This window comes from Streptomyces sp. NPDC059142, assembly GCF_042755665.1.
In the GTDB taxonomy this organism is placed as follows: domain Bacteria; phylum Actinomycetota; class Actinomycetes; order Streptomycetales; family Streptomycetaceae; genus Streptomyces.
Genome location: NZ_JBHZDA010000024.1, coordinates 1 through 21,151, shown reverse-complemented (window position 1 = coordinate 21,151; position 21,151 = coordinate 1). Strand labels below are relative to the sequence as shown.

The 21,151-nt window shown below is 72.1% G+C and carries 18 protein-coding genes; 4 read left to right on the top strand and 14 right to left on the bottom strand.

Annotation, left to right across the window (positions count from 1 at the left end; all coding sequences use genetic code 11):
* Window positions 1-228: 228 nt before the first annotated feature.
* Complete coding sequence (rocD, locus tag ACFXPK_RS12115) at window positions 229-1,434, top strand: ornithine--oxo-acid transaminase (protein ID WP_384994684.1); 1,206 nt, start codon at window positions 229-231, stop codon at window positions 1,432-1,434.
* A 34-nt stretch (window positions 1,435-1,468) separates the two neighbouring features.
* On the opposite strand, the gene ACFXPK_RS12110 is transcribed toward rocD, so the two are convergent.
* The 3 genes from ACFXPK_RS12110 to ACFXPK_RS12100 form a co-directional block, all read right to left on the bottom strand.
* Window positions 1,469-3,022: a hypothetical protein gene (locus tag ACFXPK_RS12110; RefSeq protein ID WP_385074366.1), complete on the bottom strand. Its 1,554-nt coding sequence runs from the start codon at window positions 3,020-3,022 to the stop codon at window positions 1,469-1,471.
* Between the two features lie 117 nt (window positions 3,023-3,139).
* Window positions 3,140-4,327: a glutathionylspermidine synthase family protein gene (locus tag ACFXPK_RS12105; protein WP_384994678.1), complete on the bottom strand. Its 1,188-nt coding sequence runs from the start codon at window positions 4,325-4,327 to the stop codon at window positions 3,140-3,142.
* Entirely contained in the window at window positions 4,327-4,611 is a 285-nt protein-coding gene (locus ACFXPK_RS12100; RefSeq protein WP_384994676.1) for a hypothetical protein, read from the bottom strand. Before ACFXPK_RS12100 ends, ACFXPK_RS12105 begins: the two co-directional genes overlap by 1 nt.
* Window positions 4,612-4,760: 149 nt before the next feature.
* On the opposite strand from ACFXPK_RS12100, the gene ACFXPK_RS12095 reads away from it, so the two are divergent.
* The gene (locus tag ACFXPK_RS12095) at window positions 4,761-5,630 is read left to right on the top strand and encodes a hypothetical protein (protein ID WP_385074432.1); all 870 of its coding nucleotides are present in this window, start codon (window positions 4,761-4,763) and stop codon (window positions 5,628-5,630) included.
* A 194-nt stretch (window positions 5,631-5,824) separates the two neighbouring features.
* A complete protein-coding gene (locus ACFXPK_RS12090) occupies window positions 5,825-7,015 on the top strand; it encodes a methyltransferase domain-containing protein (RefSeq protein WP_385074361.1) in 1,191 nt (396 codons plus the stop codon).
* A 35-nt stretch (window positions 7,016-7,050) separates the two neighbouring features.
* On the opposite strand, the gene ACFXPK_RS12085 is transcribed toward ACFXPK_RS12090, so the two are convergent.
* The 11 genes from ACFXPK_RS12085 to ACFXPK_RS12035 form a co-directional block, all read right to left on the bottom strand.
* Window positions 7,051-8,028: an ABC transporter substrate-binding protein gene (locus tag ACFXPK_RS12085; protein WP_384994672.1), complete on the bottom strand. Its 978-nt coding sequence runs from the start codon at window positions 8,026-8,028 to the stop codon at window positions 7,051-7,053.
* A 1-nt stretch (window position 8,029) separates the two neighbouring features.
* Complete coding sequence (locus tag ACFXPK_RS12080; RefSeq protein WP_385074357.1) at window positions 8,030-10,117, bottom strand: ABC transporter permease; 2,088 nt, start codon at window positions 10,115-10,117, stop codon at window positions 8,030-8,032.
* Window positions 10,114-11,385, bottom strand: coding sequence for a glycine betaine/L-proline ABC transporter ATP-binding protein (locus ACFXPK_RS12075; protein WP_385074355.1), 1,272 nt, complete (start codon window positions 11,383-11,385; stop codon window positions 10,114-10,116). The genes ACFXPK_RS12080 and ACFXPK_RS12075 overlap by 4 nt, the downstream gene beginning before the upstream one ends.
* Complete coding sequence (locus ACFXPK_RS12070) at window positions 11,382-13,055, bottom strand: GMC family oxidoreductase (protein WP_385074352.1); 1,674 nt, start codon at window positions 13,053-13,055, stop codon at window positions 11,382-11,384. The genes ACFXPK_RS12075 and ACFXPK_RS12070 overlap by 4 nt, the downstream gene beginning before the upstream one ends.
* Window positions 13,056-13,113: 58 nt before the next feature.
* Complete coding sequence (locus tag ACFXPK_RS12065) at window positions 13,114-14,646, bottom strand: aldehyde dehydrogenase family protein (RefSeq protein WP_384994663.1); 1,533 nt, start codon at window positions 14,644-14,646, stop codon at window positions 13,114-13,116.
* Between the two features lie 141 nt (window positions 14,647-14,787).
* Window positions 14,788-15,306: a hypothetical protein gene (locus ACFXPK_RS12060; protein WP_384994661.1), complete on the bottom strand. Its 519-nt coding sequence runs from the start codon at window positions 15,304-15,306 to the stop codon at window positions 14,788-14,790.
* On the bottom strand, window positions 15,306-15,551 hold the full coding sequence (locus tag ACFXPK_RS12055) for a helix-turn-helix transcriptional regulator (protein ID WP_384994659.1): 246 nt from the start codon (window positions 15,549-15,551) through the stop codon (window positions 15,306-15,308). The genes ACFXPK_RS12060 and ACFXPK_RS12055 overlap by 1 nt, the downstream gene beginning before the upstream one ends.
* Window positions 15,552-15,741: 190 nt before the next feature.
* A complete protein-coding gene (locus tag ACFXPK_RS12050; RefSeq protein ID WP_385074348.1) occupies window positions 15,742-16,731 on the bottom strand; it encodes a malate dehydrogenase in 990 nt (329 codons plus the stop codon).
* Window positions 16,732-17,040: 309 nt separating this feature from the next.
* Window positions 17,041-18,204 carry a helix-turn-helix domain-containing protein gene (locus ACFXPK_RS12045; protein WP_385074345.1) on the bottom strand — a complete coding sequence of 388 codons (1,164 nt, stop codon included), beginning with the start codon at window positions 18,202-18,204 and terminating at the stop codon, window positions 17,041-17,043.
* 416 nt (window positions 18,205-18,620) lie between these two features.
* Window positions 18,621-19,310 (bottom strand): DUF3017 domain-containing protein, encoded by a 690-nt coding sequence (locus tag ACFXPK_RS12040; RefSeq protein WP_385074343.1) that lies wholly within the window; start codon window positions 19,308-19,310, stop codon window positions 18,621-18,623.
* Entirely contained in the window at window positions 19,310-20,173 is an 864-nt protein-coding gene (locus ACFXPK_RS12035) for a bifunctional methylenetetrahydrofolate dehydrogenase/methenyltetrahydrofolate cyclohydrolase (RefSeq protein ID WP_384994648.1), read from the bottom strand. Before ACFXPK_RS12035 ends, ACFXPK_RS12040 begins: the two co-directional genes overlap by 1 nt.
* 263 nt (window positions 20,174-20,436) lie before the next feature.
* On the opposite strand from ACFXPK_RS12035, the gene ACFXPK_RS12030 reads away from it, so the two are divergent.
* A complete protein-coding gene (locus ACFXPK_RS12030) occupies window positions 20,437-21,039 on the top strand; it encodes a hypothetical protein (protein WP_384994646.1) in 603 nt (200 codons plus the stop codon).
* Window positions 21,040-21,151: the final 112 nt, after the last annotated feature.

Genomic DNA, 21,151 nt, shown 5'->3' with positions numbered 1-21,151 from the left:
AGCATTGTCTCAGGTGGGACCGACAGCTCGAAACGGATCGCCCGGGGGGCCGGGACGGAGGGCGGCGGGTAGGCCGGTGGGCGGAGGCCGGAACGGGGAACCTGTTCAATCCGGCGCCGCTCCGGGCAAGCTTTCATCGTCCGGACCGCGCGCGACGAAAGAAAGTGGGGCTGTGCCCCGCCGGAGCCGCAGAGCGTGCCAGCTTGCCCTGACCGATCGGAGAGTCCCGTGTCGACAACGGAGAGCGCCATCGCCTCGGCGGAGGCCCACAGTGCGCACAACTACCATCCGCTGCCCGTCGTCGTCGCCTCGGCGGACGGCGCGTGGATGACGGATGTCGAGGGGCGGCGCTTCCTCGACATGCTCGCCGGGTACTCGGCACTCAATTTCGGCCATGGCAACCGCCGTCTCATCGAGGCCGCCAAGGCGCAGTTGGAGCGGGTGACGCTGACGTCCCGGGCGTTCCACCACGACCGGTTCGCGGAGTTCTGCACGGAGCTGGCCGACCTGTGCGGCATGGAGATGGTCCTGCCGATGAACACCGGCGCCGAGGCGGTGGAGACGGCGGTGAAGACCGCCAGGAAGTGGGGGTACCGCGTCAAGGGCGTGCCGGACGGCATGGCGAAGATCGTCGTGGCGGGCAACAACTTCCACGGCCGTACGACGACGATCATCAGCTTCTCCACGGACGCGGAGGCCCGCGCGGACTTCGGTCCGTACACCCCGGGGTTCGAGATCGTGCCGTACGGCGATCTCACGGCCATGGAGGAGGCCCTGACCGACAACACGGTGGCCGTGCTGCTGGAGCCGATCCAGGGCGAGGCCGGGGTGCTGGTCCCGCCGCCCGGCTATCTCGCGGGGGTGCGCGAGCTGACCCGGGAGCGGAACGTGCTCTTCGTCGCGGACGAGATCCAGTCGGGGCTGGGCAGGACGGGCGCGACCTTCGCCTGCGAGCACGAGAACGTGGTGCCGGACATGTACGTGCTCGGCAAGGCGCTGGGCGGCGGGGTGGTCCCGGTGTCGGCGGTGGTCTCCTCGGCGGCGGTGCTGGGTGTGCACCGGCCCGGCGAGCACGGGTCGACGTTCGGCGGGAACCCGCTGGCCTGCGCGGTCGCGCTGGAGGTCATCGCGATGCTGCGGACCGGCGAGTTCCAGCAGCGCGCGACGGAGCTGGGCGACCATCTCCACCGTGAGCTGGGGCTGCTGACGGCCGGCGGCGCGGTGACGGCGGTACGCGGCCGGGGGCTGTGGGCCGGGGTGGACATCGACCCGGCGCGCGGGACCGGCCGGGAGATCTCGGAGCGGCTGATGGAACGGGGCGTCCTGGTGAAGGACACGCACGGCTCCACCATCCGGATCGCCCCGCCGCTGGTGATCGGCAAGGAGGACCTGGACTGGGGCCTCGACCAGGTGCGGGCGGTGCTGGCGGAGTAGGGCGTACGGGGACGGGCGCGCCGCCCGGAGCGGATCAGCGGGCGGCGGCCCTGGACGGAGGCGACGGCTGAGCCTGGGCCTGAATGTGGACCTGCGAAGGCGGCCGGGGCCGGGGCTGGGGCTCGGCCCCGGCCTGGGAGGGCGGCCGGGGCTGGGCGTGGGCCTGCGACGGAGGCGACGGCTGAGCGCGAGCCTGGACCTGGACCTGGACCTGGACCTGCGAAGGCGGCCGGGGCTGGGCCGGGATGCGCGGCGGGGGCGGGGGCTCCGTCGTCCGGGCCCTGGCCTCCTGTTCCGCGCGCCAGCGGCGGTTGTTCCGCTCCCGCCGGGTCTTCGCGCCCTTCAGGCTGATCTCGCCCGCCGCGACCTTCCGCCGCATCAGCGCGGCGAAGAGCGACGGCTCCACGGCGGGCGCGGCGGGCCCGCGCTCCTCCTGCGTGTACGGCTCGAACACGCCGCTCGCCAGACAGCGCATCACATGGGCCTTGAGCGCGCCCCGCCGCTGCGAGTTGTTCGCCCACTCCGGATCGAGTGCGCGGCTGCCCACCGGTGTGCCGAAGGGTTCCATCTGGCGGCGGATCCAGGCGTACTCGCGGGGGTGACGGCGTGCCAGTTCCGCCCGTACCTCCACCTCCACCGCGTACCAGGGGGCGCGCAGGCGCTCCTGGCGGGCCCGGCAGTCCTCGGTGAGGCGGCGGACGATCCGCGCCAGCTCGGTCAGCCGGTAGTGCAGCGCCACGTAGAAGCGGCGGCTGTTGAGCAGCGTGTAGACCTCCTGGCCAGTGAGCCCCGTGACGTCCCCCAGGTCGCCGAGGACGGTCGTGGAGTCGGCGCGCGCCCGGTCCACCAGCTCCGCCAGCAGGTCGTGGACGGCCGCCTCCCAGCGGCGCAGCAGCAGGGGGTGGCGTAACGCCGTGCTGCGCTCCTCCTGCTCCTTGGCGTCGTTGGCGACCACGAGCCGGAAGGCGTGGTCGGGCGCGGCCATCAGACGGGCCACGTCCGCCGTGACCAGCGGGTCGATCAGCTTGCTGCGGCAGGCGATCTCGATGCCGTGCAGGGCGTTGCGCGCGGGCTCCTGGTACGGCGCGCTCCCGGGGATGCCGCGCTCGGCGCACAGCTCGCGGCGTACGGCGTCTGCCTCGTCGCCGTACGCCCCGCGCAGCCAGGACCGGGCGGTGAAGACGGCGTCGCACATGTTCCGCCACTCGCGGCCGGCGCGCTGGTTCTCCTCCTGGTAGGCGCGGCGCACCCGGCGCGCCTCCATCAGGCGGACCTGGACCTGCTCCAGCCGCCGCTGGTTGGCGCGCAGCCGGTCGTCGCCCCGGTAGCGGAGCCGTTCGCAGGCGATCTGGAGCTCACCGGCGGCGAAGGTCAGCGCGTCCAGCCAGTCGTGGTGCATCTCCGGCGAGCGCAGCCACGCGGAGGTGGTGTCCCGGGTCTTTCTCAGGAACGCGTCCGCGAGGGCCGCGCGGACGAAGACCTCGAAACTCGCGGCGCTCGCGTCGGCGACTTCCTGCGTGGGGCGGGAGGCGCAGTCCCCGACGGAGAGCAGCTCCGCGCGGGGACCGGGGACCAGTGACTTGCGCATGCGGGGACGGTACGGCTGCCGGTCCCCGGGCGCGTCGGGATCGCTGAAAAGAGAACCCGATCCGGTGAACAGGGGCTGTCCAGGCTGCCGTTGGAGGGCAACAGGGCGGCCCCGGGATCACGTGGAGGGGATGAGATGCGGCAGGAAGCGCGCGTACTCGTCCGTGATCAGCCCCGCCGACTCGCGGATGCCGAGCCCGGCCGCCTCGTCCCCGACCACCCACGCGCCGAGGACGACGTGGTTGCCGTCGAAGGCGGGCAGCGGGGCCAGTTCCTGGTAGCAGCACGCCTCGTCCCGGACCACCGGCGGCCCGCCCGGTTCGTGGACCGTGACCCCGGCGCCCTCGCGGCCCAGCAGCGGCTTGGCGACATAGCCGCGGGTGGCGGCGAGTTCGCGGGGGCCGTCGAGATGGGCGGGGAGGAGATGGGGGTGGCCGGGGTTCAGCTCCCAGAGGATCGCGAGGAGCGCCTTGTTGGACAGGAGCATCTTCCAGGCGGGTTCGATCCAGCAGGTGGTGCCCGTACCGCCGCCGTTGTCGAGGGTGTCCAGGACGTGCGGTCCGAACCGGTCGGTGGCCAGCCACTCCCAGGGGTAGAGCTTGAAGCAGGTACGGATGTAGCGGAGCCGGTCGTCGACGAAGCGGCCGGAGAGCCGGTCCCAGCCGATCTCCTCGACGGAGAGCGCCTCGGTGTCCAGACCGGCCTGGACGGCGGTCTCGCGCAGGTAGGCGACGGTCATCAGGTCCTCGCCCAGTTCGTCGCCGTCGGAGTGCGCGAAGTGGACAGGCCCCGGCGGCAGCAGGGCGGCCTGCCGCCGCCAGGCGTCGACGAGGCGTTCGTGGAGGGAGTTCCACTGGTCGGCGCCGGGGAAACGATCCTCCATCCAGAACCACTGGGCGCTCGCGGCCTCGACCAGCGAGGTGGGCGTGTCGGCGTTGTACTCCAGCATCCTGGCCGGACCCGTGCCGTCGTAGACCAGGTCGAACCGGCCGTACAGGGAGGGCAGTTCGGCGCGGCGCCGCCACGACTCGGAGATCAGGCCGGCCAGCCGGGGGTCGGTGATGCCCAGGTCGGCGAAGCGGTCGTGCGCGACGATGTGCGCGGCGGCGTCCAGGCAGAGGGCGTGCAGCTCCTCGACGGTCTCTTCGAGGGCCTCCACCTCGGGCAGGGTGAAGGTGTAGTAGGCGCTCTCGTCCCAGTACGGGCGCAGCGAGCCGTCGGGGTGGCGGGTGAGCGGGTAGACGACGCCCTGCTCCTCGACGGTCCGCTGCCAGTCGGGGCGCGGGGCGATGGTGTGACGTTTCATCAGCCGCCGCCGGAGCCGGACTTGGAGCAGCCGAGGCCGCCGCGGTCGACGGCCGACTTGTCGAAGCTGCCGCCGTCGACCCTGCCCTTGCTGCTGGAGCCTCCGTAGTAGTACGAGCCGCTGCCGCCGCTCCTGCACTGGGAGCTGGGCAGGGTCTCCTTGGTCGTACGGTCGGCGCACCGCTTGTCGGGCTCCGAGCCGCAGGACGTGAGCGCGAGCGCCAGTACCCCCATGGATCCGAGCACGACCGTGCTCGACCTCAGCTTCCGTTGCCGTGCGGTCATGTGCCGCACCTCCCCCGTGATGTTCGATTCCGGCCAAGTGGCCGCCCGAACACCCTAGATGGCCGGTTCGCCGGACTGTAAGGACGGTGCGCCGTTTCCCGCTGTTGAGTCCGTCTCAAGGGCTCTAGAGTCGCTTTGTGCTTCTTGGGATGATCTGCGCGCTGGGCTCGGCGGTCTGTTACGGCACCGCCTCCGTACTCCAGGCCGTCGCCACGCGCGCCGCGGAGCCCGGGACGGGGTCGGGGGTCGATCCCGCGCTGCTGCTGCGGGCGCTGCGGCAGTGGCGGTACGCGGCCGGTCTGGGCCTGGACGCGCTGGGGTTCGTCCTCCAGATCGTCGCGCTGCGCTCGCTGCCGATCTACGCGGTGGGCGCGGCGCTCGCCGCGAGTCTGGCGGTGACGGCGGTGGTCGCGGCGCGGGTCCTGCGCGTACGCCTCAGCTCCGCGGAGTGGGCCGCGGTGGCGGTGGTCTGCGGCGGCCTCGCGATGCTGGGCCTGTCCTCGGGTCCGGAAGGCGGCGGTACGGGCCCGGCGGCGCTGCCCTGGTCGCTGCTGGCCGTCGCGGTGGCGATCCCCCTGACGGGCGCCGCCGCGGGCCGCCTCCCGGACCGGGCCAGGGCCCTCGCGCTCGGACTGGGCTCGGGGCTCGGCTTCGGTGTGGTGGAGGTGGCGGTCCGGCTGATCGACCCGGCCGCCCCTCTCGACCCCGCGAACCCGGCCCTGTACGCCCTGCTCCTGGGCGGCGCCGCCGCGTTCCTGCTGCTCACCTCGGCCCTCCAGCGCGGCTCGGTGACCACGGCCACGGCCGGCCTGGTCCTCGGCGAGACGATCGGCCCGGCCCTGGTCGGCATCGCCTGGCTCGGCGACCGCACCCGGGGCGGCCTCGAATGGCTGGCGATCACCGGCTTCGCCGTCGCGGTGGCGGGCGCCCTGACCCTGGCCCGCTTCGGCGAACCGCCGCCGCCCGCGGAGGGCGGCGGCGAGGACGGAGGGGCTTGGCGAATGGACGCCAGAGAGTGACCAGCCGTTGCCCAGAGTGATCGCTGTGCGCGACGATATCCGCGTACCTCCCCATGACCCGGGCGAACGGAGACCTCTGTGGGCAGTCACAACAAGCCGGCCCCTGACCCCTCTCAGGGCAAACCTCCGCCGGGGAACTCCGACAGCAAGGTGCCCGACCCTCCACCCCCCAACGGCAAGCGCAGGAAGTAACCGTGGAGATCCTGGAGCCTGTGGACCTCGACGGATACCGGCGGCGGCTCGCGGACGGCATGGCGTCCCGTGGCTGCTGGCCGGAGGACTCGCCCTGGGTCCGTGAAGCCGTCGACGCGGTGCCCCGGGACCTGTTCGCGCCGGAGCGGGTCTGGGTGTGGGGGGGCGAGGAGTACGCGCCGGTGGACCGGGCCGCCGATCCCCGGGCGTGGGCGGACGCCGTGTACGCGGGGGTGTACGACTCCACGGTCATCCAGGTCACCGACGGCCTGCCCACCTCCAGCCTGTCCTGCGTCTCGGTCGTGGCCGACATGCTCGACTCGCTGATGCCCGAACCCGGCCACCGGGTGCTCGAACTCGGCACGGGAGCGGGATGGAACGCCGCGCTGCTGGGTGTGCGCGCGGGTGCCGGGCGGGTCGCCAGTGTGGAGTTCGACGCGGAGCTGGCGTACGCCGCGCGGGAGCGGATCGGGCGCGCGGGCGCGGAGGTGTCGGTACGCGTGGGCGACGGGACGCACGGGCTCCTGGAAGGGGCGCCGTACGACCGGGTCATCGCGACGTACGCGGTGGAGGAGGTGCCCTGGGCGTGGGTGGAGCAGACCCGCCCGGGCGGCCGCATCGTCACCCCGTGGGGCCGGCTCGGCCATGTCGCGCTCACGGTGGACGACGACGGCCGGTCCGCCTCCGGCTGGATGCAGGGCCTGGGGATGTTCATGCCCAGCCGGTACGCGGCCGGTCAGGGACGGGCGTTCCACGAGATCCGCGACACGGTCCCGCCCGGGACCGAATCCCCCTTTCCCAGGGAGCCGCGAGCGCTCACGGACGGGAACCTGCTCTTCGCCCTGCGGGTGCTGCTCCCCGACGTACGGATCACCACGGAGTCCGACGGGACCGGTGCGACCGCCCGGCTGCACGACGGCGGTTCCTCCTGGGCGACCCTCGCCGGTGCGGCCGACGGCCCGGCCGTGGCCCGGCAGGGCGGGCCACGGCGGCTGGCCGATGACGTCGTCAGGGCGTGGCGGAGGTGGGAGGACGCGGGAGCGCCGTCCCTCTACGACTTCGGCATGACGCGCACGCCGGACGCGCAGTACATCTGGAGCGGAGACCGGGACACGGGGCCCCGCTGGGCGCCGGTTCGGCCCCCGCGGAGCGCGGGCCGGGCGGGACTCGATGGTTCCGGCGCCCGGGTGTGAGCGGTACGGAGAGGCTCCCCGTACCGCTCGCTCCGTCACTTCTTCGGGAGCCACTTCTTCCACGTCGGCCCGTTCGCGTCGACCCACTTCTCCGCCGCCTTCTCCGGGGAGAGCTTCTGCTCAGCGATCATCAGGGCGACCTCGTTCTGTGCCTCGGTCGTCCAGTGGAAGTTCTTCAGCAGCGTCGCCGCGCCGCCGCCCTTCTTCGCGAAGTCCGCGTTCAGGTACTTCTGGAGCGGGGTGTGCGGATAGGCGCAGGCGACCTTCTCCGGGTCGGCGTCGCAGCCCTCCTTGTACTCCGGGAGCTCGACCTCCGTCATCGGCACCCGCTGGAACAGCCACTGCGGCGTGTACCAGTAGGTGAGGAACGGCTTCTTCTCCTTGGCGAACTGCTTCATCTGCGTGATCTGCGCCGCCTCGGAGCCCGCGAAGACGACCTGGTAGTCCAGCTTCAGATTGGACACCAGCGCCTTGTCGTTGGTGACGTACGACGGCGAGCCGTCCATCAACTGGCCCTTGCCGCCGCTCTCCGGGGTGCGGAACTGGTCCGCGTACTTGTTGAGGTTGCGCCAGTCGGTCACGTCCGGGTGCTGCTTCGCGAAGTACGTGGGGACGAACCAGCCGATGTGACCGGTGACCCCGAGCCCGCCGCCCGGGGTGATCGTCTTCTTGTCCTTGACGTAGCGCTGCTCCTGCTCGGGGTGGCCCCAGTCCTCCAGGATCGCGTCGACCCGGCCCTGGCTGAGGGCGTCCCACGCGGGGACCTCGTCGACCTGGACGGTGTCCACGCGGTAGCCCAGCTCGTGTTCGAGCAGATACGTCGCCACCGCCACGTTGGCCTGCGCGCCGACCCACGACTGCACGGAGAGGGTGACCGTCTTCGAGCCCTGCGCGTTGGCGTACGGCGACGCCTGCTTGGTCATGTCGGCCGCGCCGCAGCCGGTGACGGCCAGCAGGGCGGTCGCCGAGGCGAGAGCCCCGGCCGTACGGATACGCGTACGGGTGTGCGCCATGTCAGGCCCCCTTCCTTTCTCCGCCACGGCGTTCCGTGGGCTGGGTCACCCGGTCCAGCATCAGACCGAGGCAGACGATGGCCGCGCCCGCGACCAGGCCGGTCGCCAGGTCGCCCTGGGCCAGGCCGAACACCACGTCGTAACCGAGCGCCCCGCCACCGACCAGACCGCCGATGATGACGACGGCGAGGACGAGGACCACGCCCTGGTTGAGCGCGAGGCGCAGCGCCGGTCCGGCGAGGGGCAGTTGGACCTGGCGCAGTTGCTGGGAGGCGGTCGCGCCGAGGGAGCGCGCGGACTCCAGCGCGGCCGGGTCGACCTGGCGCAGCCCCTGGGTGGTGATGCGGACGACGGCGGGCAGCGCGTAGACGACGGCCGCGGCGACCGCCGGTGCCCGGCCCACGCCGAAGAGCGCGACCACGGGGATCAGATAGACGAACTGCGGCAGGGTCTGGAAGACGTCCAGGACGGGCCGCAACAGCGCTTCGAAGCGGGCGCTGCGGGCCGCCGCGATCCCGGTGGCGAAGCCGATGACCAGCGTGACGGCGACGGCGGCCAGCACCTGGGAGAGCGTGTCCAGCGACGGCTTCCAGACGCCGAGCACACCGATCGCGGCCAGGGCGAGGACGGCGGTGAGCGCGGTCCGCCACGTGCCGATGAGCAGCGCGAGCCCGGCGACGACCAGCAGCAGCGCCCACCAGGGCAGCGCCTGGAGTCCGCCGCGCAGCGGGTCGAGCACCCAGGTGGTGAAGCGGCCGGCCCAGTCGGCGGTCCCGCCGACGACGGGGATCCCGGAGTAGAGGTGCGCGGTCATCCAGTCGACGGCGCTGTTGACGGGCTCGGCGATGTTGAGGATCCAGCTCTCGGGCCAGTCGAGCCGGCCCACGAGCCGCCCGGCGAGCGCGACGAGTGCGGCGGCCGCGACCACGACGACCCCGCCGCGCCACCCCGTACGGAACCGGTCCGCCGCAGAGGACGCGGGCGGCCGGTCGAGGCCGGAGCCCGCCGCCGCGGTGGTCCGGTCGAGGACGACGGCGAGCAGCACGATCGGCAGCCCCGCGGCGAGCGCCGCGCCGACGTCGACCGAGGCGAGCGCCTGGTAGACCCGGTCGCCGAGCCCCCCGGCGCCGATCACGGACGCGATGACGGCCATCGACAGCGCCATCATGATCGTCTGGTTGAGACCGAGGAGGAGCTGTTTACGGGCGAGCGGCAGGCGCGCGGTCAGCAGCCGCTGCCTGGCCGTCGTACCGAGGGAGGTGACGGCCTCCATCACACCGCGGTCCGCCTCGCGCAGGCCGAGCGCGGTGAGCCGGGCCATCGGCGGGGCCGCGTACACGACGGTCGCCAGGACCGCCGCGGGCACCCCGATGCCGAAGATCAGCACGACGGGCAGCAGATAGGCGAAGGCGGGCAGCACCTGCATGGTGTCGAGTACGGGGCGCAGCGCCCGGTGCAGCCGGTCGGAGAGTCCGGCGGCGAGGCCGAGGAGCGCGCCGACCACGACGGACGCGGCGACGGCGACGATCATCAGCGAGAGCGTCTGCATCGTCGGCACCCACATGCCGAGCACCCCGCACAGGGCGAAGGAGGCGGCGGCGGTGAGGGCGAGGCGCACCCCCGCGACGCGCCAGGCGATCAGGCCGGCCGCCGCGGTGACCCCGGCCCAGCCCATGGCGAGCAGCAGCAGGTAGACGCCGCGTACGGAGAGGACGACGGCGTTGCTGAGGTAGCCGAAGAAGTAGAGGAAGATCGGGTGGCTGTCGCGGTTGTCGATGATCCAGTCGCTGGCGCTGCCGAGCGGCGCGGAGAGGTCGACGGTCAGCGCCGCGGGCCAGGCGGTGCCGGGCCAGCGGGTGAGGGCGACCGGGACGAGGACGGCGGCGAACACCGCGAGGAGCAGGAGCTTGCCGAGCCCGGGCCGGCGCCGCAGCGCGGCCGAGAGGCCGGTGGCCGTTCGCGAGGTGGTCCCCGGGGTTCCCGGGCCGCCGGGGGCTCCGGGGGTTCCTGGTGTTCCGGAGCTCCCGGAGGTTCCGTGGGGTCCGGAGGCGGGGCCGGTGCGGGGGGTGGTGCCCGTGGCGGCGGTCATCGCAGGGCCGCCTCTCCGTTCTCCGGTCGCGCCGCCACGTCCGTACCGGAAGCCCCGGTGACCTCGGACGTTCCGGCGGTCCCGGTTGTCCCGGCGGCCCCGGCGGCCTCGGACGTTCCGGAGGTCCCGGAGGCGACGGCCGTACCGTCGATCCCCGCGACCACTCCGAGCAGGCACGCGTGGTCGACGACGCCGAGGAGCCGGCCCCCGTCGACCACCCGCGCCGTGGCGTCGCCGGAGCGTGCCACGGCCTCGATCGCCTCCGAGACAGTCGCGGTCGGCGCGAGCGCCGGACCCGTGCCGGGGCTCGTGTCCGTGACCGTGTCCGTGTCCCCGGCGGCGGGTGCCCGCATCGCCGCCCGTACGGTGATGACCTGCTCGCGCGGTACGTCGCGGACGAAGTCCCGTACGTACGCGTCGGCCGGGTGTCCGACGATCTCCTCGGGCGTGCCGAGCTGCACGATCCGGCCGTCGCGCATCAGCGCGATACGGTCGCCGAGGCGCAGCGCCTCGTTGAGGTCGTGGGTGATGAAGACCATCGTGCGGCCCTCCTCGCGGTGCAGCCGGATGACCTCCTCCTGCATCTCCCGGCGGATCAGCGGGTCGAGCGCGCTGAACGGCTCGTCGAAGAGGAGCACCTCAGGGTCGACGGCGAGCGCGCGGGCCAGTCCGACGCGCTGCTGCTGACCGCCGGAGAGCTGTCCCGGCCTGCGGTCCTCCAGACCGTCGAGGCCGACCTTGGAGACGACCTCGGCGGCCTTCTCGCGGCGCTCGGCGCGGCCCATGCCCTGGATCTCCAGGCCGTAGGCGACGTTGTCGAGCACGGAGCGGTGCGGCAGCAGGCCGAAGTGCTGGAAGACCATGGCGGCGCGGTGCCGGCGCAGGGCGCGCAGCCGGGAGGTGTCCATCGACAGGACGTCCTCGCCGTCGATGGCGATCTCGCCGGACGTCGGCTCGATGAGCCGGGTCAGACAGCGGACGAGCGTGGACTTGCCGGAGCCCGACAGGCCCATGACGACGAAGACCTCGCCCTTGCGGACGTCGAAGGAGACATCGCGTACCGCGGCGGTACAGCCGGTGCGTTCACGCAGTTCGGGAGGGGTGAGCGCGGCGAGTTCCGGGTCGGCGGGTATCCGGTCGGCCTGCGGCCCGAAGACCTTCCACAGGTCGCGTACGGCGAAGACGGGCGGCCGGTCCGTACGGTTCCCGCCCTCCGTGGTGCTCCCGGCCCGGTCGATGGTGGTCCCGGCACGGTCGATGTCGCTCATCGGTTCAGCCCCTTCTCCTCGTCGGCTGCCCCCATGAGCAGTTCGGCGCACTTCTCCCCGACCATGAGGACCCCGATCATCGGATTCACCGCGGGCATCGTCGGGAAGACCGACGCGTCGGCGATACGGATGGATTCGAGTCCCCGGATCCGCAGATCGGGTGCGACGACGGCCTGTTCATCGGTGGCGGCACCCATCCGGCAGGTGCCGGCGGGGTGGTACACGGTGTGGGCGCACTTACGGGCGTACTCGCTCAGTTCCTCGTCGGAGGTGATCTCCGGGCCCGGCGCGACCTCGCGCTTCAGCCAGGTCGACAGCGGTTCGGCGGCGGCGACCCGGCGGGCGATTCTGATGCCGTCGACGAGCGTGCGGCCGTCGTAGTCGTCCTCGTCGGTGAAGTAGCGGAAGTCCAGGGCGGGTTTGACCTGCGGGTCCGCGCTCGTGAGGTAGAGCCGGCCGCGGCTGCGCGGCTTGGGGATGTTCGGCGTCATCGACACGCCGTGCTCGGGGCGTTCGTACCCGAGGCGCTCCGGATTGTCGGTGAAGGGGATCTGGTAGAAGTGGAACATCAGGTCAGGGCCCTCGGCGGCCGGGTCGCGCCGGACGAAGAGCCCCGCGTCGGAGTCCATCGCCGAGTTCTCCGGGATCGGCCCCTCGGTCTCCCAGACGATGACCGACTCGGGGTGGTCGAGCAGGTTCTCGCCGACGCCCGGCAGATCGTGGACGACGGGGATGCCGAGCTTCTCCAGGTCGGCGCGCGGGCCGATGCCGGAGTGCAGCAGCAGCCGGGGCGTGTCGACGGCGCCCGCGCAGACGACGACCTCGGCGCGGGCCTCGATCAGCTTCTCCTCGCCGTCGGCCGTCCGTACCCGTACGCCGGTGGCGCGGGTGCCCGACAGCTCCAGCCGGTACGCCCAGGTCTCCAGCAGCAGATGGAGGTTGGGCCGGTCCAGGAAGGGGTGGAGGTAGGCGACGGACGCGGAGGAACGCTTGTTGTCCTCCGGGTGGTAGGCGAGGTCGAAGAAGCCGACGCCCTCGTGGAAGGGCTGCCGGTTGAAGCCTTCGACGCGCGGGACGTCCAGCGCCGCCCGGGCCGCGTCGACGAAGTCGCGGGCGATGGCGTTGCGGTCCCGCTCGTCGACCGGTACGACGTTGTTGCGCAGCCGGGGGAAGTACGGGTCCATCGAGCCCGCGTCCCAGCCCTCGGCGCCGGCCGCCGCCCACTCGTCCCAGTCGGAGGGCAGCGGCTTGAACGCGATGAGCGTGTTGTGCGAGGAGCAGCCGCCCAGCACGCGGGCGCGGCTGTGCCGGATGTGCGAGTTGCCGCGCGGCTGCTCGGTCGTCGGGTAGTCGTAGTCCAGCTCGCCGCCCAGCAGGCCCATCCAGCGCCGCAGGGTCAGCACGTCCTCGCGGTCGACGTCGGAGGGGCCGCCCTCGATGACGGCGACGGTGACTCCGGGGTTCTCGGTGAGCCGGGAGGCGATCACCGAGCCCGCCGTACCGCCGCCGACGACGACGTAGTCGTACGTGTCCGCCGTCTCCGCCGTCTCTGCCGTGTCCGCCGTGTCCGCCGTGTCCGCCGTGTCCGCCGTGACTGCCGTGACTGCCGTGTCCGCCGTGACTGCCGTGTCCGGCGGCTGCGCCGAGCCCGTCCTGTCCGTCATGGCCATGCGTGGTCTGCTCCTCTGCTGGAGGGTCGTACGAGGTTCGTGCGGCCGGGGCGTGGTGTCAGCCCTTGAACCAGCGGACCGGGGCCGGTGCGAGGTTCTGGTAGACGTGCTTGGCCTCGCGGTACTCGGCGAGCCCCGCCGGTCCCAGCTCGCGTCCGACGCCGGACTTCCCGAAGCCGCCCCACTCGGCCTGCGGCAGATACGGGTGGAAGTCGTTGATCCAGACGGTGCCGTGCCGCAGCCGGCCGGCCACGCGCCGCGCGCGCCCCGCGTCCGCGCTCCACACGCCGCCCGCGAGCCCGTACTCGGTGTCGTTGGCGAGGGCGACCGCCTCGTCCTCCGTACGGAAGGTCTCGACCGTCAGGACGGGGCCGAAGACCTCCTCCCGTACGACCCGCATCTCGCGGTGGCACTGGTCGAGGACGGTCGGCTCGTAGAAGTAGCCGCCGTCGGGACGTACCCCGGACGGCCCGGGGCGCTTGCCGCCGGAGCGCAGGACGGCGCCCTCGGCGAGCGCGGAGGCCACGTACTCCTCGGTCTTGGCGAGCTGCTGCGCGGAGACGAGCGGGCCGCACTCCACACCGTCCTCGGTGCCCCGGCCGAGCCGGATCCGCTCGGCGCGGCGGGCCAGCTCCGCGACGAACCGCTCGCGCAGCGACTCCTCGACGATCAGACGGGAACCGGCGGAGCAGACCTGGCCGCTGTGGATGAAGGCGGCGTTCAGCGCCTGGTCGACGGCGGTGTCGAAGCCCTCGTCGGTGGCGCACGCGTCCGCGAAGACGACGTTCGGGTTCTTGCCGCCGAGTTCGAGGGCGACCTTCTTCACGCCGGGGGCCGCCGCCTGCATCACCTTCGTACCGCTGCTGAGGCCGCCGGTGAACGAGACGAGGTCCACGTCGGGGTGGGCGGAGAGCCGGGCGCCGACCGGGTCACCGGCGCCGGTCACCAGGTTGGCGACGCCGGGCGGCAGCCCCGCCTCGGCGAGCAGGTCGATGAGGTCGACCGTGGAGAGCGGGGTGATCTCGCTCGGCTTGATCACGAAGGTGTTGCCCGCGGCGAGCGCCGGGGCGATCTTCCAGCTCGCCTGGAGCAGCGGATAGTTCCAGGGGGTGATCAGCGCGCAGACCCCGACGGGCTCGTGGACGACCACGCTGTGCACGGTGTCGGAACCGGCGTCGACGACCCGGCCGCCGCTCTCGTTCATCACCAGGTCCGCGAAGTAGCGGAAGGCGTCGGCGACACAGTCGACGTCGACGCGCCCCTCTTCGAGGGTCTTGCCCGAGTCCCTGCTCTCCAGCAGCGCTATCTTCTCGCGATTGCGTATCAGCAGGTCGGCGGTCCTGCGCAGCAGCCCGGCGCGCTCGGCGACCGGGGTACGCGGCCAGGGGCCGTGGTCGAAGGCGGCACGCGCGGCGGCGACCGCGGCGTCGGTGTCCTGGGTCCCGCCTTCGGACACGACGGCGAGCACCGTGGCGTCGGCCGGGTCGAGGATGTCCCGGGTGGCGCCGGACGCGGCTTCCCGCCACTTTCCGTCCACATGAATCGTCTGTTGTGCCGACACGTCGCGTATTGCCTTCCATTCCCGGAACATTCCTCACCAGCGACAACTGGCGATTCAGGCATCTGCCCAGGGGGGTGGAAAGCATGCGTACGGCGTGACCGAAAGTGCTCTGTGTCTCCTTTCGTCCACGCCGTACGCCGACGGTCCTCACGCCGTACGTCGATGCCGTGGTCAGTCGTCGGCGGGCTCGTCGCGCACCGCGAGGCCCGCCAGCCACAGTGGTGTCAGCCAGTGCACGATCACGGCCACGACCAGGGCGTACGACAGCGGCACCGTCACGCCCCTGCCCCCGAGCGCGTGCAGGACGACGAAGACGAAGGCGCCCCCCAGCAGCACACGGAGGGTGATCCCGTGGGCGCGCGCCCTGACCAGGTCACGCTCGGCGCGCTGCCGCTCGTCCAGCATCCGGCCGCGCAGCTCCAGCAGCCCGCGCGTGGCGCTGTTGAGCACCCCGGTCGCCAGGCACCAGGGCAGGAGCAGCCCGATCATCACGAAGAGCGGCCAGGTCCGGTCCATCGCCTGTGCCGCGCCCCAGGAGCCGACCATGAGCGCGGTCAGCGCGACGTGGGCGCCGACGAGCAGCTTTCTGCGGGCGGCCGTCGCGTGGAACGCCCCGGCCTCGCCCCGGTTCATCAGTGCGTACATGCGCCGGTCGTACGCCGTCGGCGCCGATGTCTCTCGTGCGGTCATCACTGCTTCCTCCCGTAGACCTCGTGCGTGAGCGGGCTGAAGGGTTCGAGGGAGAACAGCGCCTCCACGGGGAGGCCGAAGTACTCCGCGATCCTCAGGGCCAGGTCGAGGCTGGGGTTGTACTGCCCGCGCTCGATGTAGCCGACGGTCTGGTAGTGGGCTCCCACCGCCTCGGCCAACTGCTGACGGGACACTTTCCGTTCAGCTCTCACCACGGCCAACCTGTTGTGCACCTGCTCGCTCATGTATAAGAAGTACTACATTTTTGAGGACGTTGACAACAGGGCGGATCCAGATGGTCTGTGGCCGGAGGCCGGTGGACGAGGCAGGCAAGCAGGCAGGCAACGCGAAGGCCCCGTACGGCCGGTGGTGGTCCGGCGGTACGGGGCCTCATGAAGCGGGGTGGTGCGGGTGACGCGGGTGGTGCGGGTCCGGTCAGAGCAGACCGAGCTCGCGCACGGCGTCGCGCTCCTCCGCCAGCTCCTTGACGGAGGCGTCGATCCGGGTGCGCGAGAAGTCGTTGATGTCCAGGCCCTGGACGATCTCGTACACGCCGTTCTTGGTGGTGACGGGGAAGGAGGAGATCAGACCCTCCGGCACCCCGTACGAACCGTCCGACGGGATGCCCATCGAGGTCCAGTCGCCCTCGGCGGTGCCGTTGACCCAGGTGTGGACGTGGTCGATGGCCGCGTTGGCGGCGGAGGCGGCCGAGGACGCGCCACGGGCCTCGATGATCGCCGCGCCGCGCTTGGCGACGGTCGGGATGAAGGTGTCGGCCAGCCACGCCTCGTCGTTGACGGCCTCGGCGGCGTTCTTCCCCGCGATCTCCGCGTGGAAGATGTCCGGGTACTGCGTGGCCGAGTGGTTGCCCCAGATCGTCAGCCGCTTGATGTCGGAGACGGCGGCGCCGGTCTTGGCGGCGAGCTGGGAGATGGCGCGGTTGTGGTCGAGGCGCGTCATGGCGGTGAAGCGCTCACGCGGTACGTCCGGGGCGGCGGCCTGCGCGATCAGCGCGTTGGTGTTGGCCGGGTTGCCCACGACGAGGACCTTGATGTCGTCGGCGGCGTGGTCGTTGATCGCCTTGCCCTGCGGCTTGAAGATGCCGCCGTTGGCGGAGAGCAGGTCACCGCGCTCCATGCCCTTGGTACGGGGGCGGGCGCCGACCAGCAGGGCGACGTTCGCGCCGTCGAAGGCGACGTTCGGGTCATCGGTGATCTCGATGCCGCTGAGCAGCGGGAAGGCGCAGTCGTCCAGCTCCATCGCGGTGCCCTCGGCGGCCTTGAGGCCCTGAGGGATTTCGAGGAGACGCAGCTTGACCGGCACGTCCGAGCCGAGGAGCTGGCCGGAGGCGATGCGGAAGAGCAGCGCGTAACCGATCTGGCCGGCCGCGCCGGTGACGGTGACATTCACGGGAGTGCGGGTCATGGCGGTCTCCGTAAGACAGTCTGGCGGTGAGGGTCCCTGCCCCTGATACGGGACATCTCCGCAGTGCCGCTCCGTACGCGGGCCGGTGTTCGACCGCCCGGCATCCGAATCTTGACGTGAAGAGATATCCGGCGGCCAGGCTATCCGACCGGGGACGGCGTGCACCCATGCCCCCTTTGTGGCGCGGCTCACGACCGTACGGATGTCCCGGAACCGTACGGACGGCCCGGTGGACGGTCCGGTGGACGGTCCGGTGAACGGCCCGGTGGCCGTGCGGTTCACGTGCGGTGGCCCGCGTCGGGTCCGCCGTCATGCCCGGGGCGTGGTGCAGCCCTTCTCGCCGGTCGCAAGTGTCGCGCAGGCGGTGACGCTCGCCGCGTCGGGCGCCGTGAGCATCGCCGTGTACCCGTTGGTGCCGGTGTTCACCGAACCGCTCTGTCCCGCGGCCGGGTCCTGGCTCTCGCCTTGGTCCTGGCCTTGACCCTGGTCCTGACTCCGGTCCTGGTCCTGGCCGTCCGCGGGGGTGATCCGTATCTCGTCGCCGAGGGCCGCCTGCGTGATCCGCGCCCAGGCGGCCCCGCAGGTCTCGCTGTAGCGGACCTCGACCAGCGCCGTACCGACCGTGGCGCTGGCGACGGTCTCGGCGAACTCGCCGCCGCAGCCCATGACTTCCGGGTCCTTGCCCCCGCACTCCTCACCGGAGCACTTCACCCCTTCGGGCAGCGCCGGTTCGCTGGTGGACGGGGAGGGCGACGGCGACTGGGCGACCGCCTTGCCGTCGCCGTCGCCGCCGAGGCTGGTGAGCGCGAAGGCGGCGCCGACCACCACCAGCGCGCCGACGACACCGGACACGAAGACCACCGCCTTGCGCCGGCCGCCCTTGCCGCCGCCCTTACCGCCCTTGCCGGCGGCGCCGGTTGCCGGGCCGGCCGGGCCGGAGGACGGCGTTCCGTGCGCGGCGTGCGCGCCGGGGGCTCCGTGCCGTCCGTACGTTCCGTGCGTTCCCTGCGGCGGTACGGTGCCCCGTCCACGGCCCGGCGGCGTGGCGCCACCCTTGGCGCTCGCGTCGCCCTTGCCGCCCGAACCACCCTTGCCGGCCGCGGCACCCTCGGCGCCGACGATCGGATTCTTCCCGGATTCGGCAAGTGCGTTCCGCGCCTGGGAGATCCGGATCGCTTCCATGGTCATGTCGTGGCGCATCTCGGAACGGCTCCAGGCCCGCTCCGCCAGCTCCCACATCGTCGTCAGATGGATCTGCTGCGTGCCGGTGACCTCGGCGAGCGCGATGACCGCGCGCTTGGGCGGGAGCAGCCGCCCGCTCAGATAACGCTCCCACGACGTCTTGCTGTAGCCGGTTCTGTCGGCCACGGCGGCGATGCTCAGACCGCTGCGGTCGACGAGCCTGCGCAACTGGCTGGTGAACTCGACGACCTCCGGGTCGAGCCCTTCCGGTAGCGCCTTCCAACGAGGCATTCCGCCTCCCCCTTGTCCCCCCGCACGTGCCTGATGAGCCCCGCGCTGTGTCTTGCTCCCCCGCGCTGCCTTGCTCCCCCGCGCCCGCGGCCACCCGGCTCGTCCCCCGGCTTCCCCCTGCCGTGGACCGCCGTGGAAGGCGCGCCCGGCCAGGATGCCAGGCCCTGGGCGCGCCACGCACGGGAGCATTCGGGGCCGCACGCACGTGTCACCGCGCGCCCCGGTCCGAACACCGCCCCAGTCTCCCATCCGTCGCACCGTCATCACACCATGGCGGAATGGTGACTTCCGCGCCACGGGCATCACAGAAAACCTCTACCGTCGCGCTGTCGGCCCGAGCACTCCGCGTATGACAACGGCCCGTCCCCTCGGGGAGGGGACGGGCCGCACCGCTACTGCTTCTACTACCGCTACCGCTACCGCACGGTGAAGTGGAGGGTGTCCTCCAGGAAGGGGATCTCCAGCCAGGGCTTCGGCTGTGTCATCAGCGAGAGCAGCACGATCACCACGCCGAGCAGCCCGTACGTGAGCATGTCGGTGAAGCGTGAGCGCACGGCGAGCATGCCGACGGACGGCAGGACGCGCCGCAGGACCGCACCGCCGATGAGGGCGATACCGATCAGGATCGTGCCGATACGGAACGCCTCGGCGAAGGGGTGGAGGCCGACGATCAGCAGCCCGAGGCCGGTCGTCCCGAGCACGCTGAGCAGCGGCCACTGGCGGGCGGGCGCCGGGGCGTCCCGGGGTGCCGCACGGCCGCCGCCCTCGGGGGGCGCGGTGTCCCGGGTGAGCGCGAACCGCCTGCCGGGATCGGCCTCGTCCGTCTCGTCGGTCCCGGCGGCCTCGCCGGTCCCGTCCGCCGCGTCCGGCACCTCGGCCGGGTCGGAGCCCTCCGTGGCCCCCGGGCCGTGCGGGCCGGGCGGGGCTGCGGGGCCGTCCACGGTGTCGGGGCCGTGCCCGTCCGCCGCCTCGGCCCGTTCCGTACCGCCCGTACCGGAGCGCGCGCCGTTGCCCGTATCCGCGACAGGTCCCGGCTCCGAACCCGTGTCCGAACCCGTCTCCGAACCGGTGTCCGGACCCGTGTCCCGGCTTGTGCCAGCACCCATCATTCGGCGTCCTTGAGCGTACGTTCCGCCGCCTCGACCACATTGACGAGAAGCTGCGCGCGGGTCATCGGCCCCACACCCCCCGGGTTCGGCGAGATCCAGGCCGCCACCTCGGCGACGCCCGGGTGGACATCACCGACGATCTTGCCGTTCTCGTCCCGGCTGACGCCGACGTCGAGGACGACCGCGCCCTCCTTGACGTCCTCGGGGTTGATGATGTGCGGGACGCCCGCAGCGGCCACGATGATGTCGGCCTGCTTGAGCAGCGCCGGCAGGTCGCGCGTGCCGGTGTGGCACTGGGTGACCGTCGCGTTCTCGGACTTACGGGTCAGCAGCAGGGGGATCGACCGGCCCACGGTGATCCCACGCCCCACGACCACGATGTGCGCGCCGTTGATCTCGACGCCGTGGTGGCGCAGGAGCTGGATGATGCCGTACGGGGTGCAGGGCAGCGGCCCCGTCTCGTTGAGCACCAGCCGGCCCAGGCTCATCGGGTGCAGCCCGTCGGCGTCCTTGGCCGGGTCCATCAGCTCCAGCACCCGGTTGGTGTCGATGCCCTTGGGCAGCGGAAGCTGCACGATGTACCCGGTGCACTCGGGGTTGGCGTTCAGCTCGGCGACGACCGCCTCGATCTCCTCCTGCGTGGCGGTGTCGGGCAGCTCACGCTGGATGGAGGCGATACCGACCTGGGCGCAGTCGCGGTGCTTGCCGTTGACGTACCAGCGGCTGCCCGGGTCGTCCCCGACCAGCAGGGTTCCGAGACCGGGTGTGACACCCCGCTCCTTGAGGGCCGCCACGCGGACGGTGAGATCGGACTTGATCGCGGCTGCGGTGGCCTTGCCATCGAGAATCTGGGCGCTCATACCCCCATCCTCGCGGAAGACCCCTCCCGGGTTCCAATCCGTGCCCTTCCGCATCCCGGCCCGCTGACCGCACGCGCGTGCGCACGGGACGTTGCACTTGCACAACACCTGTTGAAGGCGACTGGACAAAACCGTGTGTTGATAACACGATTACGTCGCAGTGCGGCCGGCGTCGGGGGGCAGACCGCTCAGACCGCTCAGACCTGAGATTTTCCTCCGCGCGGGCCATTCCGTCCCCGCATCACCAACGGAGGAACCCCGTCATGAGCTTCGGCGACCCGAACAATCCCTACGGCCAGCAGGGCCAGCAGCCTGGCTACGGCCAGCCCCAGGGTCCGCCGCCGGGCCAGCAGGGGTACGGCTACCCGCAGGGCCAGCCCCAGCAGCCCGGCTACGGCTACCCCAACCCGCCGCAGGCTCCGATGGGGTACGGCTACCCCGGCGGCCAGATGGAGATGCCCGGTCTGATGAAGACCGCGCGGGTCATCCTCTTCATCTTCGCCGGTTTCCAGATCCTCTTCGGGCTGATCGTCGCCATCGCCCTCGGTGTGGTCAGCAGCTCCGCGGGCAGCAGCGAGGCCGCCGGCCTCGTCGGCGGTGTCGGTATCGCCCTCGGCCTGTTCCTCATAGGCCTCGGCGCCCTCTCGATCTTCCTGGGCGTGAAGTTCGCCACCGGCGGCACCGGGATCCGTGTGACGACGATCGTCTACGCCTCGCTCTCGCTCCTCGGCGGTCTCAGCAACCTGGCCGCCGGCAACAGTTCCGCGGCGTTCGGCGGGGTCGTCTCGCTCGCGTGCAGCGGGATCATCCTGGCCGCGATGGTGAACGGCCAGGCATCGGCGTGGTTCAGCCGTCCGCGCTACTGACGCGCCGTCAGTGCACCGTTTAGGCACACCGCAGAGCCAGGAACAGCCGATTTGGCCCGGGGAGACGCGGGGGGGGGGAGGGGCGGGTGGGGGGGTGTGGGGCCCCACCGAG

What these genes read in the sequence shown, in the direction of transcription:
- ACFXPK_RS12110 (WP_385074366.1), bottom strand. Translation starts at nt 3,022, where the DNA reads ATGCGCAAGTCACTGGTCCCCGGTCCCCGCGCGGAGCTGCTCTCCGTC.
- ACFXPK_RS12105 (WP_384994678.1), bottom strand. Translation starts at nt 4,327, where the DNA reads ATGAAACGTCACACCATCGCCCCGCGCCCCGACTGGCAGCGGACCGTC.
- ACFXPK_RS12100 (WP_384994676.1), bottom strand. Translation starts at nt 4,611, where the DNA reads ATGACCGCACGGCAACGGAAGCTGAGGTCGAGCACGGTCGTGCTCGGA.
- ACFXPK_RS12095 (WP_385074432.1), top strand. Translation starts at nt 4,761, where the DNA reads ATGATCTGCGCGCTGGGCTCGGCGGTCTGTTACGGCACCGCCTCCGTA.
- ACFXPK_RS12085 (WP_384994672.1), bottom strand. Translation starts at nt 8,028, where the DNA reads ATGGCGCACACCCGTACGCGTATCCGTACGGCCGGGGCTCTCGCCTCG.
- ACFXPK_RS12080 (WP_385074357.1), bottom strand. Translation starts at nt 10,117, where the DNA reads ATGACCGCCGCCACGGGCACCACCCCCCGCACCGGCCCCGCCTCCGGA.
- ACFXPK_RS12075 (WP_385074355.1), bottom strand. Translation starts at nt 11,385, where the DNA reads ATGAGCGACATCGACCGTGCCGGGACCACCATCGACCGGGCCGGGAGC.
- ACFXPK_RS12070 (WP_385074352.1), bottom strand. Translation starts at nt 13,055, where the DNA reads ATGGCCATGACGGACAGGACGGGCTCGGCGCAGCCGCCGGACACGGCA.
- ACFXPK_RS12065 (WP_384994663.1), bottom strand. Translation starts at nt 14,646, where the DNA reads ATGTTCCGGGAATGGAAGGCAATACGCGACGTGTCGGCACAACAGACG.
- ACFXPK_RS12060 (WP_384994661.1), bottom strand. Translation starts at nt 15,306, where the DNA reads ATGACCGCACGAGAGACATCGGCGCCGACGGCGTACGACCGGCGCATG.
- ACFXPK_RS12055 (WP_384994659.1), bottom strand. Translation starts at nt 15,551, where the DNA reads ATGAGCGAGCAGGTGCACAACAGGTTGGCCGTGGTGAGAGCTGAACGG.
- ACFXPK_RS12050 (WP_385074348.1), bottom strand. Translation starts at nt 16,731, where the DNA reads ATGACCCGCACTCCCGTGAATGTCACCGTCACCGGCGCGGCCGGCCAG.
- ACFXPK_RS12045 (WP_385074345.1), bottom strand. Translation starts at nt 18,204, where the DNA reads ATGCCTCGTTGGAAGGCGCTACCGGAAGGGCTCGACCCGGAGGTCGTC.
- ACFXPK_RS12040 (WP_385074343.1), bottom strand. Translation starts at nt 19,310, where the DNA reads ATGGGTGCTGGCACAAGCCGGGACACGGGTCCGGACACCGGTTCGGAG.
- ACFXPK_RS12035 (WP_384994648.1), bottom strand. Translation starts at nt 20,173, where the DNA reads ATGAGCGCCCAGATTCTCGATGGCAAGGCCACCGCAGCCGCGATCAAG.
- ACFXPK_RS12030 (WP_384994646.1), top strand. Translation starts at nt 20,437, where the DNA reads ATGAGCTTCGGCGACCCGAACAATCCCTACGGCCAGCAGGGCCAGCAG.